The 16,789-nt window shown below is 46.8% G+C and carries 15 protein-coding genes and 2 tRNA genes; 9 read left to right on the top strand and 8 right to left on the bottom strand.

Annotated features, from left to right (window positions below; genetic code table 11):
* Positions 1-138 precede the first annotated feature (138 nt).
* The 3 genes from secA to I8H75_00440 are packed head-to-tail and all read left to right on the top strand — an operon-like array spanning position 139 to position 4,699.
* Entirely contained in the window at positions 139-2,859 is a 2,721-nt protein-coding gene (gene secA, locus I8H75_00430; GenBank protein ID MBH2005811.1) for a preprotein translocase subunit SecA, read from the top strand.
* A complete protein-coding gene (gene rsmA / locus I8H75_00435; protein MBH2005812.1) occupies positions 2,856-3,662 on the top strand; it encodes a ribosomal RNA small subunit methyltransferase A in 807 nt (268 codons plus the stop codon). The genes secA and rsmA overlap by 4 nt, the downstream gene beginning before the upstream one ends.
* The gene (locus I8H75_00440; protein MBH2005813.1) at positions 3,635-4,699 is read left to right on the top strand and encodes a KamA family radical SAM protein; all 1,065 of its coding nucleotides are present in this window, start codon (positions 3,635-3,637) and stop codon (positions 4,697-4,699) included. Before rsmA ends, I8H75_00440 begins: the two co-directional genes overlap by 28 nt.
* A 9-nt stretch (positions 4,700-4,708) precedes the next feature.
* Here the strand turns inward: I8H75_00440 and I8H75_00445 are convergent, their stop codons facing one another.
* The 4 genes from I8H75_00445 to dnaN all read right to left on the bottom strand — a co-directional run bounded on the left by I8H75_00445 (position 4,709) and on the right by dnaN (position 9,089).
* A complete protein-coding gene (locus I8H75_00445) occupies positions 4,709-6,802 on the bottom strand; it encodes an AAA family ATPase (GenBank protein MBH2005814.1) in 2,094 nt (697 codons plus the stop codon).
* A gap of 174 nt (positions 6,803-6,976) precedes the next feature.
* Entirely contained in the window at positions 6,977-7,414 is a 438-nt protein-coding gene (locus I8H75_00450) for a hypothetical protein (GenBank protein ID MBH2005815.1), read from the bottom strand.
* Positions 7,415-7,721: 307 nt separating this feature from the next.
* Positions 7,722-7,961: a hypothetical protein gene (locus tag I8H75_00455; GenBank protein MBH2005816.1), complete on the bottom strand. Its 240-nt coding sequence runs from the start codon at positions 7,959-7,961 to the stop codon at positions 7,722-7,724.
* A 3-nt stretch (positions 7,962-7,964) separates the two neighbouring features.
* On the bottom strand, positions 7,965-9,089 hold the full coding sequence (gene dnaN, locus I8H75_00460; GenBank protein ID MBH2005817.1) for a DNA polymerase III subunit beta: 1,125 nt from the start codon (positions 9,087-9,089) through the stop codon (positions 7,965-7,967).
* A 538-nt stretch (positions 9,090-9,627) separates the two neighbouring features.
* Here dnaN and I8H75_00465 point away from each other — a divergent pair.
* Genes I8H75_00465 through I8H75_00475 form a run of 3 tightly spaced genes read left to right on the top strand, consistent with a single transcriptional unit; the run spans position 9,628 to position 11,918 of the window.
* On the top strand, positions 9,628-10,257 hold the full coding sequence (locus I8H75_00465) for a class I SAM-dependent methyltransferase (GenBank protein MBH2005818.1): 630 nt from the start codon (positions 9,628-9,630) through the stop codon (positions 10,255-10,257).
* Positions 10,258-10,275: 18 nt separating this feature from the next.
* The gene (locus I8H75_00470) at positions 10,276-11,058 is read left to right on the top strand and encodes a ParA family protein (GenBank protein ID MBH2005819.1); all 783 of its coding nucleotides are present in this window, start codon (positions 10,276-10,278) and stop codon (positions 11,056-11,058) included.
* On the top strand, positions 11,055-11,918 hold the full coding sequence (locus tag I8H75_00475) for a ParB/RepB/Spo0J family partition protein (GenBank protein MBH2005820.1): 864 nt from the start codon (positions 11,055-11,057) through the stop codon (positions 11,916-11,918). Before I8H75_00470 ends, I8H75_00475 begins: the two co-directional genes overlap by 4 nt.
* 6 nt (positions 11,919-11,924) lie before the next feature.
* Here the strand turns inward: I8H75_00475 and I8H75_00480 are convergent, their stop codons facing one another.
* Positions 11,925-12,647, bottom strand: a complete 723-nt coding sequence (locus I8H75_00480) for a DUF2974 domain-containing protein (GenBank protein ID MBH2005821.1) — start codon at positions 12,645-12,647, stop codon at positions 11,925-11,927.
* 129 nt (positions 12,648-12,776) lie between these two features.
* Positions 12,777-13,925 (bottom strand): alanine--glyoxylate aminotransferase family protein, encoded by a 1,149-nt coding sequence (locus I8H75_00485; GenBank protein ID MBH2005822.1) that lies wholly within the window; start codon positions 13,923-13,925, stop codon positions 12,777-12,779.
* A gap of 29 nt (positions 13,926-13,954) precedes the next feature.
* On the opposite strand from I8H75_00485, the gene I8H75_00490 reads away from it, so the two are divergent.
* From I8H75_00490 to I8H75_00500, 3 genes are all read left to right on the top strand, one after another.
* Positions 13,955-14,593 carry a hypothetical protein gene (locus tag I8H75_00490; GenBank protein MBH2005823.1) on the top strand — a complete coding sequence of 213 codons (639 nt, stop codon included), beginning with the start codon at positions 13,955-13,957 and terminating at the stop codon, positions 14,591-14,593.
* Positions 14,571-14,647 (top strand) — tRNA-Lys (locus tag I8H75_00495). The genes I8H75_00490 and I8H75_00495 overlap by 23 nt, the downstream gene beginning before the upstream one ends.
* Before the next feature lie 91 nt (positions 14,648-14,738).
* Positions 14,739-16,136: a cysteine--tRNA ligase gene (locus I8H75_00500; protein ID MBH2005824.1), complete on the top strand. Its 1,398-nt coding sequence runs from the start codon at positions 14,739-14,741 to the stop codon at positions 16,134-16,136.
* A 20-nt stretch (positions 16,137-16,156) separates the two neighbouring features.
* Here the strand turns inward: I8H75_00500 and I8H75_00505 are convergent.
* Together I8H75_00505 and I8H75_00510 are read right to left on the bottom strand one after the other, a co-directional pair.
* A tRNA-Gly gene (locus tag I8H75_00505) sits at positions 16,157-16,231 on the bottom strand.
* Between the two features lie 36 nt (positions 16,232-16,267).
* Complete coding sequence (locus tag I8H75_00510) at positions 16,268-16,666, bottom strand: hypothetical protein (GenBank protein ID MBH2005825.1); 399 nt, start codon at positions 16,664-16,666, stop codon at positions 16,268-16,270.
* Between the last annotated feature and the right edge of the window lie 123 nt (positions 16,667-16,789).

Below are 16,789 nucleotides of genomic sequence, written 5' to 3' on the forward strand. Positions count from 1 at the left end.
CCCCGGTATTTCAGGGGAGCTTACCCTGAAATAGGGTTGTTTTATCGGTTAGTGTCGTATAAAATTCCAATTAGAACGATTGATGAACAAGAGCAGTATGCTTGACCGAAGTGGCCAGGTTCGATAGAAATGCGCCCTATGCAGCTAATTACCAAAATATTTGGCACCCAAAACAGTCGAGAACTCAAGGCAATGGAACCGCGAATCGCTGCGATCAATGCTTTAGAGCCTCAGATAGCGAGCTTGAGCGATGTCGAATTAATTTTCAGGCTGCAAAACATCAAGCAATCGGTTACTGCCGCTTGCCAAGACCATCGTAAGGCTGCTGTTAACAGCCTGCTCGATCCGATTCTTCACGAAGTATTTGCCATTGTCCGAGAAGCCGGTCGCCGGGTTTTGAACATGCGGCATTACGATGTTCAACTGATTGGTGGCATGACCTTGCACAGTGGAAGAATCGCCGAAATGAAAACCGGCGAAGGCAAAACCTTGATGGCTACCTTGCCAGCGGTCTTAAACGCCATGACAGGTCGCGGCGTTCACATTGTCACGGTCAACGACTATCTGGCTTCTCGAGATGCGGATTGGATGGGTCGAATTTACCGATTTCTGGGTCTCAGCGTTGGTGTTGTGATCCCGCACCAATCGGAAGAAGAAAAATGCCAAGCTTATTTAGCCGATATTACTTACGGCCAAAATAACGAATTCGGATTCGATTACCTGCGCGATAACATGAAATTCGAACTGTCCGATTACAGGCAAAGAGGGCATCAATTTGCCATTGTGGATGAAGTCGATTCGATTTTGATCGATGAAGCCAGAACGCCTCTGATTATTTCAGGCCCTGCCCAAGAAAACGCCGAAAAGTATAAACACACCAACTCCATTATCCCAAGACTCCGCAAAGATGCCGATTACAGCATCGATGAAAAAAGCAGATCCGTCATGCTCACCGAAATTGGCAACGAAAAAGCCGAAAAGCTGCTCGGTCTTGAGAACTTATACGATCCCGCCAATATCGAGACCTTGCATCACTTAAATCAAGCCCTTCGCGCGCATTCCCTGTTTAAGCGCGATATCGACTATGTGATTGAGCGCGGTGAAGTGGTCATTGTGGATGAACATACCGGTCGCCTCATGCATGGCCGTCGTTGGTCGGATGGACTTCATCAGGCCATTGAAGCCAAAGAAAACGTTCGTGTTCAAGCCGAAAATCAAACCTTGGCGACCATTACCTTCCAGAATTACTTCCGCATGTACCAAAAACTCAGCGGAATGACGGGTACGGCCGATACCGAAGCCGAAGAGTTTGCTAAAATTTACGATTTGGATGTTCTGGTCATCCCCACCAACAAAGCCATGAGCCGCTTGGACGAGCAAGATCAAGTTTATAAAACGGAGCGTGAGAAGTTTGATGTTATCGCAGCTGACATCGAAGTCGCGCACAAAAAAGAGCAGCCGGTTCTCGTTGGAACGGTCTCTGTTGAGAAATCGGAGATACTTTCCAAAAAGCTGAATAAGCTTAATATTCCTCATCATGTTCTGAATGCGAAGAAGCATCGAGACGAGGCGGCCATTATCTCTCAGGCCGGTCGATTGGGATCGGTCACGATTGCTACCAATATGGCGGGCCGTGGTACCGATATCATTCTCGGTGGTGACCCGGAATTTATGGCTCGAGATGCCGTAGCCAAGCAACTTTCTGAAACCGACGAACAAATCGCCGAGTTTGCTTTCTTATCGGGCAGGCCGGACCTGATTATTCCAGACCCGAACCGACAAGAGTTTCAAGAAAAAGCGATCCAGCTTTATGCACACGAGCTCGAGAAAGCAGAACAAATTTGCAAAAAAGAAAAGCAGAACGTGCTCGCAGCCGGCGGTTTACGAATCATTGGAACCGAACGTCATGAGTCTCGCCGCATAGACAATCAACTTCGAGGTCGTTCTGGGCGGCAAGGAGATCCAGGATCCAGCCGCTTCTATTTGTCTCTTCAAGATGACCTGATGCGCATTTTCGGTTCGGATCGCATGATTAGCGTGATGGAGCGCTTAGGAATGCAGGATGGAGAGCCCATTGAACATCCTTGGGTATCGAAATCGATCGAAAATGCTCAAAAGCGTGTAGAAGGCTTTCACTTTGATAGTCGTAAGCAGATCATTGAATACGACGATGTGATGAACCAGCAAAGAAATGCGATTTATTCGCTTCGCCGACAGGTACTCGGAGGCGAAAACATTCGAAAATTGGTCTTTGATCTGGTGGAAGAAGCCATTATTAATCAGGTGCAAATCGCAACTCCGGAAAAAACATCCCCTCACGAATGGAAGCTTGAGGAGCTTTGTGCGGACGTAAACGCTTTGACTGGAGTCCGCATCGATGTCCAGGATCTACCACTCGATCGAAACGAGTTAATGGATTTTATCTATACTCAACTTTCTAAATTCTACACACAAAAAGAAAAATCCATTGATTCGGAAATGATGCGACGAGTCGAACGACTCACTTATCTTCAAATTATCGATCAGTTTTGGAAAGATCACCTACAAGCGATGGATCATCTTCGAGAAGGTATTCACTTCCAGGGTTATGCTCAGAAAGATCCGAAGCAAGAATATAAGAAAGAAGGATTTGTTCTCTTTAATACCATGCGTTCTCATTTACGTTACGCGGTTTTAGAACGGATTTTTAAATCTGAGATTCGAATCTCTTCGCATCAGCAACTCATGGAAGATATGGCTCGTTTGGAAGCCATGCAAAAAGCCGCCCAAGATGAATTAGAACGACGCCAATCCTTGCCTGATCAGCCCGAATCTGACCCCAAGCCTAATCGCCAGCAGCGTCGTCGACAAAAAGCATGATCGAGCCTATCCGCTTTAAACCCAAAAAATCCTTTGGGCAAAATTTTCTCAAAGACGCCAATGACCTGCGATCGATTGCGGTGGCTGCTTGTCGTTTGCGTGAAAAGGAGAGTACTCGGGTTTTTGAAATTGGGGCCGGATTGGGGGCTTTAACGGCCTCTTTATTGGAGCAGCAGGCTCAAGTGGAAGCGATTGAACGGGATCGGGATTTAATTCCCATTCTTCGACAGACATTCCACTCTGCGTTGGAAACAGGCCAGCTGATCTTGCACGAAGCCAACGCCACAACTTTTTTCTCAGCTTACTCTTCTAAAGTGGTGATCTGTGGCAATTTGCCTTATCATCTCACCAGCAGCATTTTATTCGAGATGGCGAAACTGCATTCTTGCTTAAGCGGTTGCGTGTTTCTGATGCAAAAAGAAGTTGCAGAACGAATCGTAGCCAAGCCAAACAATCGCGTATACGGACTCCTGTCGGTTCTGCTGCAATCTCGATTTGAAGTGCAAATCCTCCTTCATATTCCGCCAGAATCCTTTTGGCCTTCGCCCAAAGTAGAATCCAGTGTTTTAGAACTGAAGCCGCGTAGCAATCCTAGCGAAATCGATTGGGAAAAATTCGTACTTTTAGTCAAAGCGGCTTTTTCTCAAAGAAGAAAAACTTTAAGCAATTCGCTCAAAAAATTTGATTCGATTGAATCTATTCTACATTCAATCCCTATCTCCCCTCAAAGTCGAGCTGAAAATTTATCCTTCCAAGAATACGAAAGAATTTTGCAATGTCTAGAAGCTGGCAAGAAGAATTAAGAAGATCTCCCAAATCAATTGAAGACTTGGAGCGTTTTTTGGTTCTTACGGATTCGGAACGTTCAGCTTTGTTGCAATTAAGCTTGAAAGGCGGATTGCCGTTCCAAGTGACGGAACATTTCTTAAAGCAAATCAACCCAAACGATCCGAATGACCCTCTAAGACAGCAAATTGTTCCACGAGAAACAGAGTTTATCCCATTCGATTTAGAACGCCGCGATCCCCTCGGAGAAGAAGATCACGAAGCAGTTCCCCATTTGATTCATCGATATCCGGATCGAGTTTTATTGCTTGTGACAGACCGGTGTGCCAGCTATTGCCGCTTCTGCACCCGAAAGCGTTGGGTGGGTCAAGGACCTACGCCAAACCTGGAAGATTTCCAAAATGCGCTTACCTACATCCGGTCTAATCCCGCCATCAAAGAGGTCATCTTCTCAGGAGGGGATGCGCTTTTGCTAAGCGATCGCAGGCTACTGGAGTTGATTCGAGCGGTTCGCTCCATTCCTTCCGTTGAGATCATTCGCCTGGCGACTCGCATGTTGGCATTTGCTCCCCAGAGAATCGAAGATTCCCTGCTTCAAGAGCTGAAGGCTTATCAGCCGATCTATTTTCTCACGCACTTTAACCATGTCAACGAATTGCCACTGGAAACTCAAGAAGCCATTCTCCGCTTAGTCGACAACGGATTTCCCGTCCTGAATCAAACCGTGCTTCTCAAGGACATCAACGATTCTTTTCAAGCGCTGTCGGAATTGTTTCGTAAGCTGACTTATTTGCGTGCAAGACCGTATTATTTGCATCAATGCGATCTAGCGCCCGGGACCGAATCTTTTAGAGTCCCTTTTCAAAGAGCCCTGGAGCTCCTTGAACAGCTTAGAGGGCATATTTCAGGCCTATGCCTACCAACCTTCGTGATCGATGTTCCTGGAGGCTTTGGGAAGGTTCCTATTGTTCCCAATTCGATCGTTGAAACTCTGCCAGATCGCATTCGTCTCAAGGGGTTCCGAGGGAATGAAGCGGATTACCCTTCAAGATAAGAGGATCCCTTAGGGCTTGATACACAAAACAAAATCAAAGCCCTTGGAAGGAATATAGCTCGAAAACGGCGCTTGTTTAAAATCCAAAATCTTGCGATCGCCGGAGCCGCACATCGAACCAACGCGCATGTAGCTGCCCGGATTTTGATCGACAAACTTCGCAAATTGAATCCAACGATTCAAAGTCCGGCTTCGAGCAATATTCGTGTTTTGATAACGGCGATAGTTCTGGCACGAAGGCTCTAAAAAGCCCTCCACCAAAGCGCCAACCGTTGCACCCGTTCCTGGAGCCAGCACCAAGCTCGCTACTTTCCGTAGATTTTGCCAGGTCGTCACAGCAGGAGGACGTCCTCTGCGTTTCGGAGAGGCTGCAAGTTGTTGATAAACCCAACTCAAGACCCCTAAGCTTCCTCCCAACAAGGTGGGTTCGAGCCAACACAGACGCTCCAGCCCTCTCCAATCTCCGAAATTTCTATCGATTTCTTTCAAATCTTCTTCGTAATAAACACCAGCCAACGACGCAAAATCCGCTAGCGAAAGGCCTTCTTTCGACAGCATAATTAGCGAACTGGAATCATTGTAGCGTTGATAAACCGTTTTAAACACCGATTCATCGCCCGTCAGGATTGCCATTTGAAGAAAATTGAAGTTCCACTCATCGGAAAACGCCACGGTCCCGTGCTTCTCGAAGAGCGACTCTAATTGAGCGCTGTCTTTTCGGGAAACGGCTTCAAAAATGTAACCAACGCCGTCTAACTCTTCCAATCTTGGCAACCGCTTCTTTGTTAGCAAAGACTCTAAAAAGTCCCCATAAGCACATGCAATTTCCCGATTCGGAATCTTTAAATCACAAACGATACCGCTCGTCTCCCGCCCCTGCTGACAATCCACGACCGTCAGATAACCGGCGTATAAAAGCAGAGGCCATAAAGCTTTCGGATCTTGTTCAAATTTAAAAAAATCAATATTCTTATCAAAGCTCTTGCGAATGATTTCCCGATTTCGAAGCTTGGCCAGATCCTCCTGGATATCCTCGCTCACTAAAGCGCGATCAATGAGCTGGGTCGTTCCAGAGGCAACCCAGTAGATTCCCAACTCGCCATTGTCCAGATAATGCGAAATAGACCAAGGATTGTAAATGGTAATTCCGCCGATGTTGTAGCCATTGTACCATTCTTTCACTTCCGCCTTGTTGTCCCTTTGCGCCTTCACTAAAAGCTCATCGACCTCTTCTTCCGTAAAGCCGTAGTAAGGAGAATAGCGATTCGAGAAGAGGCTGTCTTCGGCAAAATTATTCAATCCAGAGAATAGGTTAACACCGCCTACTCGAAGAATACCGGTCAATACTGCTTTTTCGAGGGAAGGATTTCCTTTCAGTGCAGGGGTGAGGAAGCTTCTGAGTAATTGAATCGCTTCTTTGGCATAACCGTGTTCGGAAGCCTCATTGATCGGGGTATCGTATTCGTCGATCAAGATATAGACCCCCTTCCCATGATGTGCGTACAGCCAATCGCCTAAAGTAATCAGAGATCCGCCCAAGCCAATCGTTGGGCTCTGGATCACTTTTTCTCGAATTTTCTCTAAAAAATCGGCTTCCTTTCTTCGGGAAGATTCCCACCAGTCTGAAATTTGATCCAGGTACCGATACTCCGCAAATAAACGCACGATGACCCACTCTAGAGCCGTTTGCATCCGCGCGTAGGTTGGTGCTTTGACAGTTTGTAGGTTGAGCAGAAGAGTGGGATACTGCCCCTGATATTGCCCAATAAAGCCCGGCTCTTGCGAGATCTTCAGATTTTCGAAAAGGCGTCGATAGGGCTGAGGATCCAATCTTTGGCCTTTCTCATCCATTTCTTCCTTAAAAAAGTATTTCAGCATGTCCATATTGGTGGACTTGCCCCAACGCCTAGGGCGAGTGATCAGAGTGACTTCTTTTCCCTGCAACAAGCTTTTAATAAACAGGGTCTTATCAACAAAACGTTTGCCTTCAAGGGCTAATTTTTTGAAATCACTGGTTCCACCATAGGAAACCGAAATGGTTTTTGCTCTTAGAAGCGAGGAGCTTCCTAAAAACAACAAGATGGCTAAAATGTAATCTTTCATATCGTTCTCCACTCAAATTAAAACTGATTTGGACAATTTTATTCTACACATGAGTTTAACTTTGGCAAGACTTTGACCTCTCTTGGGCCGAGTCGCGTACGGCCTCCTCGACTATGGCATTCTCGCTAATTCAGACTCTCTCTTACTTAAAGAGCGTTCATGACAAAAGGGGGATCATTCGGCCTTAATACACAACACAAAATCAAAGCCTCTGCGAGAGATATAAGTCGGAAATGGGGCTTGTTTAAAATCCAAAACCTTGCGGTCGTTCGACTCACACGTCGAACCAGCTCGCATGTAGCTACCCGGATGGTGATCAATAAATTTCGCAAACTGAATCCAATGATCCAGAATTCCGCTTTCAGAAATATCTGTGTTTTGATAGTGACGATCGTTCTGGCACGAAGGCTCTAAAAAGCCCTCCACCAAAGCGCCGGCCGCTGCACCCGCTCCTGGAGCCAGCACCAAGCTCGCTACTTGCCATAGATTCTGCCAGCTCGTCACAGCAGGAGGGCGTCCTCTGCGTTTCGGAGGGGCTTCAAGTTGTTGATAAGCCCAACTCAAGGCTCCTAAGCTTCCTCCCAACAAAGTAGGTTCCAGCCAACGACGCAAAATCCGCGAGCGAAAGGCCTTCTTCGGACGGCATCGTTAACGAACTGGAATCGCTGTAGCGTTGATAAAGCGTTTTAAACACCGATTCGTCACCCGTCAGAATCGCCATTTGAAGAAAATTGAAGTTCCACTCATCTTAGCCCCTAGACCCAGCGAGGCTCCGGAAATCAGCAAGATGACTAAAATGGAATTTTTCATAGCGTTCTCCGCCTGTACTCAAACCCGAATCGGTTGAGATGCCCTCACTATACAGACGCAGTTGACTCTTACAAGCCTTCCGCCGAAGCCGAAGAGTGACAATCCTGACTTAGGGGGACTGAAGCGAGTGATCTCTTAAAATAGAATCCAACCGATCTCGATCTTGATCGGAGTAATCCGGAGATTGAGAAGGGCTCATATCTTGAAGGAGCTGAGACGGTGCACGAATTTCCGGCATATCGAGATCGAGGACTCTTCGCTTTAAAAGATCCCACACTCGGTTTTGATCCGAAAACAAGAAATAGCCAGCAGCCAATCCAATTAGTACAAGCAGAATAATGCGTATCATAGCTTAAAGACGAATCGGCATCACCACGCAGAGATGATGATCTTCGTGAATTCCGGTGACAATCGCTGGAGAATAGGGATCCGTGAAACGCATCATGATATTGCTATCTCCCAAAGAGGCAATGGCCTCCATCAAATACCCAACGCTAAAAGCGATTTCCATATCTGGACCCGCATACTCCAAAGGAACATCATCCGAAACTTCTCCCGCTTCAGGGTTCACGCAAGAAACGGTCATTTCGGTCGATTTCAGAGCGAGCTTAACGCTTTGATTTCGCTCGCTGGTTAAAACAGCCACACGCCGCAAGCTCGCCACAAAGTCTGATTTGGTCGATCGAATAATTTTATCGGACAATTGGGGGATCACTTGCTTATAATCCGGAAACTTACCATCGATGAGGCGCATGGTGAGCTGGACATCTTCGGTTTTTAGAACCGCTTGCTGCTTGGAAAAACCAAGTTCAAAGACGTGATTTTCATCTTGAGCGTGTGATTCCAAGATCTTGAGGACTTCGTTCAGTCCTTTTCGGGGCAAGATAACTGGATGCTCGAGCTTAAGAGGCTCTTGATTCAAACTAAGTTTATATTGACTGAGTCTGTGTCCATCCGTCGAAACGAAATGGACGGGATCATCGGGATTGGTTCCGGGCTCGACGTAGACTCCGGTTAAATTGTAGCGATTTTCATCCAAACTGGAGGAATAGATGGTTTTTTGAATCGCTTCTAAAAAGCCTTTCGAATTTACGCGGCTACAAGCAATTCCTGATACGTCTGCCAGTCGTGGAAATTCTTCGGGAGGCAAAGCCAATAATCGAGCTTGAGTTTTCCCACTTTTGACCATCAAGTGCTGATTCGGAAGTGCGATCAGCGTTACGTGAGGACCCGGCAAAAGTTTAACAATATCAAGCAAAGAGCGCGCCGAAACCGTGATCATACCGGGCTGGATTACCTCGCATAAGCGGGTAATTTGAAGTCCAATATCCAAATCGGTGGCACTGAGCCGCAGCGTATGATCCTGAGCTTCCAGATAAACATTCGCTAAAATGGGCATCGTATTTTTTCGTTGTGCAACCCCTTGAAGCAATTGCATTGCCTTTGAAAGTTCCGATACGGCGATTCGAATTTCCATAGGCAGCGTTTATCCTGATTGCTCAGGCAGATCAAGGTCATCCGATGATCTTTCAATTAAATTAAAAAAACTCATCATCATCATAGGTCCTGTGGAAACTGTGGAAAACTTTTTTTCTTTCTTAAATTCAATGCATTAGGGGTTGATCAGTCTGTGGGCAAAAGCGTGGGGAATCTGTGGGAAACCTGTGGAAAAAAAACACAGACCTAAATTTCACAGATTTCCCACAAGTTTTCCACAGAAACGCTGTGGAAAACTTTTCGAAAGAAAACTCGATTTGTGGAAAACAGGCTCCCCTGGGGGGCTCATTTCTGTGGAAAAAGGGGTTTTTTTCCACTGGAGTTTTCGAAGCTTTCCACAAGGATTCTACACCTTATTCACAAGTTTTCCACAGGGGCTGTGGAAAACTAAATTCACCTAACAAACTGAAATTAAAAGAAAAAATGAATTAGAGCTCGAGTTTTCCACAGGCAGTGTTACACTTCGCTGCGATTGGATCTGTGGAAAAAGAAATCTGTGGAGAAAGAGAGCCTGATCTGTGGAAAACTTGTGGGAAGAGCTAAGCTCTCAAAATATACACTTAAGCTTGAGACAAAAAGAGCAGTTGAGGATTCATCGCGATCTTCTGCAAAAATGGGGAGACGTCCATAATTTGACGGCTCTCAAAGATCCTGCACTTATTTTGAAAAATCATTATAAGGATTGTCTGTTGGGTCTACACGCTCTTCCGATGGGTTTTTTAGAGCCCAGTTCCGAAGTCTTCTACGATTTGGGAAGTGGAGCAGGATTTCCAGGTTTGGTGGCAGCTGTCTTGTGGCCTGCGCGAGCGATTGTTTTGGTAGAATCATCCCAGAAAAAAAGCTCTTTCCTCCATCTAGCCGCTTTTGAAATGGGATTAACTCAAGTCCAGGTTTTATCGAAACGTGTAGAAAATCTTCGAGGTATCCAACGAGCGCTGAGCCGTGCCGCGTTCTCTCCGGAAAATTTCAAGATTTTGAAACATGCTTTTGGACCTGAAGCAAAATTGGCTTTGTTTACTTCGTGTGCTTTTGAACCGGAGTCCTTGGGAAAAGTGAAAATGAGCCTTGAACAAATTTGCAAATATACGCTAGAACCCAACAACGAGCGTCAGCTGGCAGTAGGTGTTTCACGTGGAACATCCAGATAAAAGGGTTTGGGTATATTGATGGGTCGAATCATTGCGGTTGTAAACCAAAAAGGGGGAGTCGGAAAAACGACTACAGCGGTGAATGTTGCCGCTGGGCTTGCGTTGTTAAAACATCGAGTCTTATTATTGGACTTGGATCCGCAAGGGAATGCGAGCAGCGGTTTCGGAATCTTTGCCGACCGAGACTCAGCGACCATCTATCAAGTTCTGATCAAGAAAGCGAAGCTCCAAGATGCGATTCTTCCCACGCAGGTCGATCGTCTGGAAATCGTACCTTCGAATATTCAACTCGCAGGAGCCGAAGTGGAGCTTGTCGGGACTTTGTCTCGCGAAACGCATCTTAAACGAGTGCTTCAAAACCTGGAATCAGACTATCACTATATCATTCTTGACTGCCCTCCATCGATGGGTCTGTTGACGATTAACGCCTTGACGGCTGCAGAAGAAGTTCTTGTACCCTTGCAGTGTGAGTATTACGCCTTGGAAGGGCTCTCTCATCTCTTGGAAACGATTGAATTGGTTCGAGGTTCTCTTAACCCTTCTTTGAAACTGGCTGGATTGGTTCTCACTTTATACGATTCTCGGAACAAAATTTGTCGACAGGTTGTCGATGAAGCTCATCAACATTTCCCAGAGAAGGTCTACAAATCCATCATTCCTCGGAATGTTCGATTGTCTGAGGCTCCAAGCCACGGAATGCCGGCTGTGGTCTACGATGCTTCATCGAAAGGCTCCAAAGCCTATATGGGCTTGGCAAAGGAAATCGCCAGCAAAACAGGTAAAGGAACAGCGAAAAAATGAGTGCTAAAAAATATCCTTCGGGTTTGGGTAGAGGCTTGGGCTCTTTGATTCCTAAAATCGAGTCTCGACCTCCAGAAGGCTTGGTTCAGTTGGGGATACAAGAGATTTACGGAAGCAGCGGGCAGCCCAGGCAGCATTTTGAGCCGGAAGCGTTGGAGGAACTTGCTTCAAGCATTAAAAAGCATGGAATTCTTCAACCGATCGTTGTTCGAAAAGATCCCAAAGGAAGCTATGAAATTGTTGCAGGAGAGCGCCGTTGGCGTGCCGCGGAACGAGCGGGTCTTAAGACTGTGCCGTGCATTATTTCCGAAGTCTCGGATCGCGACCTATTAACTCTGGCACTGGTGGAGAATATTCAACGAGAAGATCTCAATGCGATTGAAGAAGCGGAAAGCTATCAGCGCTTGGTGCTGGAACAAGGTTTGAATCAAGAACAGGTGGCTCAAGCTGTCGGCAAAGAGCGCAGCACGGTTGCTAATGCGCTTCGTTTGCTTAAATTGCCTCCCGCGATTCAAAGCCAGGTGGTATTGAAGAAAATTACGATGGGACATGCCCGTGCACTGGTTTCTTTAGAAGATCAGTCCTTAATCCATCAAGTGGTGAACCAAATTACCGAGCGGCAGCTTAGCGTCCGTGCAACGGAAGCCCTGGTAGCAGAAAAGCAACGTAACTCTTCTCAGAAGAAAACGAAAAAATTGGAGTCTGGCGACGAGAAAGAAGTTCGCAGGCGCCTGGAACAGGTTTTGGGAACACGCGTGGAACTTCGAAACCATCAGGGTAGTGGCACCTTGGTCATTCACTTTGCTTCCATTGATCAGTTCAATGACTTGGTCGATCAGATTACCGCTCGTAAGGCCTAGAGCGGTTCAAGAACCTCTCAGGTCTTCTAAAAAAAGCTCCATCTTGTGTTCGTCTGTGAGGCTTTCAAAACGGGCTGCAGGAGGGTAAGAGACCACGTGGCCTTCGTGCGTGTTGAGCCAGGCAATTGGGTCGCTGATTCGAAGATGGTTGTAAAACTGCTGGAGCTGCTTCGCGGACGTTGTAGGAAGTTTCAGCGTTTTTTCTCGGATCTCTTGGGTTCCGGGGGCATTGAACGTGTGGCATTCGAGGATTCGTTTGGGTTCAAGCTGTGCGATGTCTTGGGCCAACAGGTTTGCCATCACTCCTCCATAAGAATGTCCTGTGATCACGAGGCGGTGGTTTGGGTAGCGAGCGAGGATTTGAAGGGTAGCTTCTTTCAAATCGCGAAAGGCTAAGCGAAACCAGAATTCAGGGCCTTGCTTCACCTTTTGGTAGGATTCGAAGAGCCAGTCCGGCATGATCTGTTCCATAAAATCGTTTGCAATATGAGCGTTGGCGAACCAGTTCTGCCATGGACCGGTTCCCCGTATCGCAAAATAGAGAATGGGTTTGTGCTCGTCTTTCGCCACCAGCAAGCGATTGCCGAGCAGGAGGTTCTCATGGTCTAAGATCACTTCTTTTTCAGAATCTGGATGTGGTTGATAGACCGCATGAGAAAACTTGGCAGCCTCCAAAACGTGATCATCTGCAAAAAGCGCAAAACTGAGAAGGCAAATCATAAAAATCATCTTGGATTTAGCTAGTTCAGACTCTCGCGCCCTATGCAAGACTCTCTTGCATAACCTCCTATTTCTTCATTGCGAGGAGGCGTAGCCGGACGAAGCAATCCATTTCAAACTGGAATCGCTCCAATGGGATTAAATCTTAAATCCTTCTGAGAGGATGGGATAAACTGCTTTGAGCGTGCATCCGGGTTCGAACTGCTCGTAGCCTTCTTGCCTGAGCACGATTTCCAGAGCACTCAAAACGGTTAGAATATCGAGTTCATCGAAATATCCCAGATGCGCGATGCGAAAAATTTTGCCTTTCCATTCACCCTGGCCGCCTGCAATCGTGAGCTTCGCTCGATCCTGTAATCCCGTGTAAACACCATTCGGGCGTATTTCTTTGGGGGTATAGATGGCTGTGAGAGAGTCTGCAGGAGATTCGGAAAATAGTTTCAGCCCAAGTGCTTGGATGGCGGCTCGTGTCGCTCGAGCCACGCGTGCATGGCGTTCAAAAATCGCCGAGAGTCCCTCTTCTTTCATCATTTTTAAAGACTCTTGAAGGCCTGCTATCAGCGAAACGGCTGGGGTAAAGGCAGTTTGATGGCAGGCTTGGGCTTTCTTTTCTTGGGCTAAATCAAAGTAGAATCGAGGCATCTGAGCGGTTCGGTTGAATTCCCAAGCCTTAGGGCTTATGGCCAAAAAAGCCAAACCGGGTGGAAGCATCAGAGCCTTTTGAGAGCTTGCAATCAAGACATCAATGTGATCCCGTTCAGGGGAAATATCCCAGACGCCGAGTGCGCTGATCGCATCCACAATCAATAGACAATCCGCTTTTTGTTGAACGACGCGACCAATGGCTTCATAAGGTTGTCGCGTGCCTGTAGACGTTTCGCTGGCAACGCAAATGACGGCTCGGCATTCAGGGTATTGCTCAAGAGCTTGGCGCACCTCCTCTGGGTTTGCAGATTTCCCCCAAGGGACTTCGATGGTATGGACTTTAAGTCCAAAGCGTTCGGCCATTTTTCCCCAGCGCTCGCCAAATTTGCCTCCTGTCACATTAAGAACCAAATCACCCGCAGAGAAAAAATTCTGGAAAGTTGCTTCAAAAGCTCCAGTTCCGGAACAAGACAACAACAAAACATCTTCTTTTGTCTGCAACACCCACTTGAGTCCTTGGATGCAATCAGCAAAAATGCTTTCAAAAGCTGGGGTGCGGTGATGAATCATGGAGCGACTCATGAGGCTCAAAACGCGCTCTGGCACAGGAGTCGGTCCAGGTGCTAGCAAACGATACTTCATTTTATTCTCCTTGTAAGGTCTTCCTTGAGGTGTCAGGGCCCGACGCAACGTCGTTTCTTCACCGACTCTCAACCCGAGATGTTTTTGGAGCAGCTCCAGCAGTCGCTTTTGGAAATTGTTTTTTAACTCCAAAGGGTCGCCTGATCGATGTCGTACACCAAATTACACTCAGCGAAGGTCGATGGCTGCTGACCAGCAGTCATGACCGTCCTGGTAAACTGAAATCTTGGTTCGAACAATATCTATTCTCCGAGCAAGTCCTGCTTCATGAATATGCGCTTGACGATTCTCCAGAAACTTTGTCGGAGAAAGAACGCATCGCAAGTTGCATCCCTAAATTTCCGAATGAGATCAACGAAGATCATAACCCCTTCGAACTGGGACTGGGCCATTGGATAGATTGGAATAAGGGTTGTTACGTCGGTCAGGAAGTCATTTCGAGGCTGGACACTTATGATAAAGTATCGCACCGACTGATGGCTGTTGCTTGTCGAAAAGAAGACTTTGAACGCTTACGAACGTCTTCTGAGATCACTTCCATGAGTGACGAACATGCTCCCAATGCGCCCATTGCTTTGGGTGTATTTCGAAAAGCAGACTTGACAGATGGTCAATTTTTGATTACATCGTCGGGCGTTCCAGTGTGGGTCGTTAGCTCAGCCCGGTAGAGCATCGGACTTTTAATCCGTTGGTCCACGGTTCGAATCCGTGACGACCCACCACTTGGTTGAACGCTCCAAATCAAGACGATTCCGTTTGCAAAGCCCTTTTGGGGCTTGAGCCTGGCTCCGAGAAAGGCTAAGCTAGGATTCCATGCATCTTAAGCTTTACAATACCCTGAGTCGCGCGATTGAGCCATTCAAACCCAACCAAGCTGCGAAAGCCAGCCTCTACACCTGCGGTCCAACGGTTTATCACTACGCGCACATTGGTAACTTAAGAACCTACGTGTTTGAAGATGTTCTGAGCCGAACGCTTCAGCGTTTTGGGTTCCACGTGGAACATGTGATGAACATTACCGATGTTGGGCACTTGGAGTCCGACTCGGACGTGGGCGATGATAAGATGGAGCTGGCATCAAAGCGTGAAAAAAAGAGCCCTTGGGAGGTTGCGCGTTATTATGAGAGGGCTTTTTTCCAGGATACGGAAGCGCTTAACATCCTAAAGCCTACGATTGTTTGCCGAGCAACCGAACACGTTGCAGAGATGCAGCACATGATCCAGAAATTAATTTCGAATGGCTTTGCGTATGTCGTTGAAGGCAATGTCTACTTTCGAATTCATCGATTTGAGGATTATTCTAAGCTTTCACGACGTAATTTAGAGGAGCTGATGGAAGGTGCTCGGGTCGATATCGATTCCAGAAAAGAAAATCCTTTGGATTTTGTTTTGTGGTTTTCTCAAAGCAAATACCCAAACCAGGTCATGAAATGGGAATCTCCTTGGGGAGTCGGCTTTCCGGGTTGGCACATTGAATGCTCGGCCATGGCCCTTAAATATCTGGGAGAGAGAATTGATATTCATTGTGGAGGGGTGGATCACATATCGGTTCATCATACGAACGAAATTGCTCAAACGGAAGGTTGCTTGGGTCATCGTTGGGTGAATGTCTGGATGCACGGCGAATTTTTGGTGTTGGATAAAGCTAAGATGTCAAAATCAAAAGGAGATTTTTTGACTTTATCCACGTTGAGAGAGCAGGGTTTTGAGGCCGTGCATTATCGTTATTTTTGCTTGGGGGCCCACTATCGATCTCAACTTTCGTTTAGTTACGAGTCTTTACAAGCTTCTAAAAATGCCTTTGAATCATTGAAAAATCGAGTCTTGGGGTGGCGACTAGAACCGAAGAAAGGGAAAGCTCCGGAGAAAAAAAATTCGTACCAAGAAGCATTTAAGCAGGCATTGGCGAACGATCTGGATCTACCGGTTGCCATGCGGGTTCTTTGGGACGTTGTGAAAGACGCTGATTTGGGGACTGAAAATCAATTAGAACTTGTGGAAGATTTTGATCAGGTTTTTGGATTGGGAGTGAGTCAATTTGAGCGTCCGGTTCTATCCTGGGAACTCTCTCAGATAGTAGAAGAGCGAAATCAAGCTCGAGCTCAAAAGGATTGGCAGAAAGCGGATGAGCTGCGCCAAAAACTCTCAACCTGCGGTTTGCAAATCAAAGACACCCCAAAAGGCCCAGATTGGTATTTCGATTTTTCGTGAGCTTTCATGGAAAGGGAGAGTGGAGCGGGAAAAGGGATTCGAACCCTCGACTTTAACCTTGGCAAGGTTACACTCTACCACTGAGTTATTCCCGCGGTGCTTTGCCGTTATGCATCGAGTAAGGAAAAAGGTCAAGAGAGTAAATGACGAAGGTTTTCTTGAATCCACTGATCGGCCCTATCGGCTCCAATAAACAATCGCTCATTCCGCCTGAATTCAGCATGGTGGATGGAACGTCGCCCGAAAAGAGTGCGTTTGGCAGGAAACAGTTGGTGAAGCATTTCGTGGTGGACAATCCGTTCAATGCAAATACATGGAACGCACGCTTGGTCGAGTGCGGGATGAATGGTAATCTTCTTTCGACGCATACAATAAGAGCCTAGGCGGATAGAACGTTTTCGAGCGGTCGTTTTGCCGTATTTCCCCCAAGCAATGGTTGCTTCGACACGATTCTCGAAATAGCGAGAATTGATCTGATGATAGAGATCTTCCAAGTTATGGTAGACGCCTTTTTTGTAGAATGACTGCATAAGACGCCTTTCATCGTAGCAAGATAGCATGTTTGAGTATACTGCTTAGGTCGTTAAGATGGCCAATGGGCTCGTGCTGGAGAAAAGATCAAAGCCGATTTTATGGAATTCAGCATATTGTTG

The organism is Myxococcaceae bacterium, assembly GCA_016000045.1.
Lineage (GTDB): Bacteria > Myxococcota > UBA727 > UBA727 > JABDBI01 > AER2-1.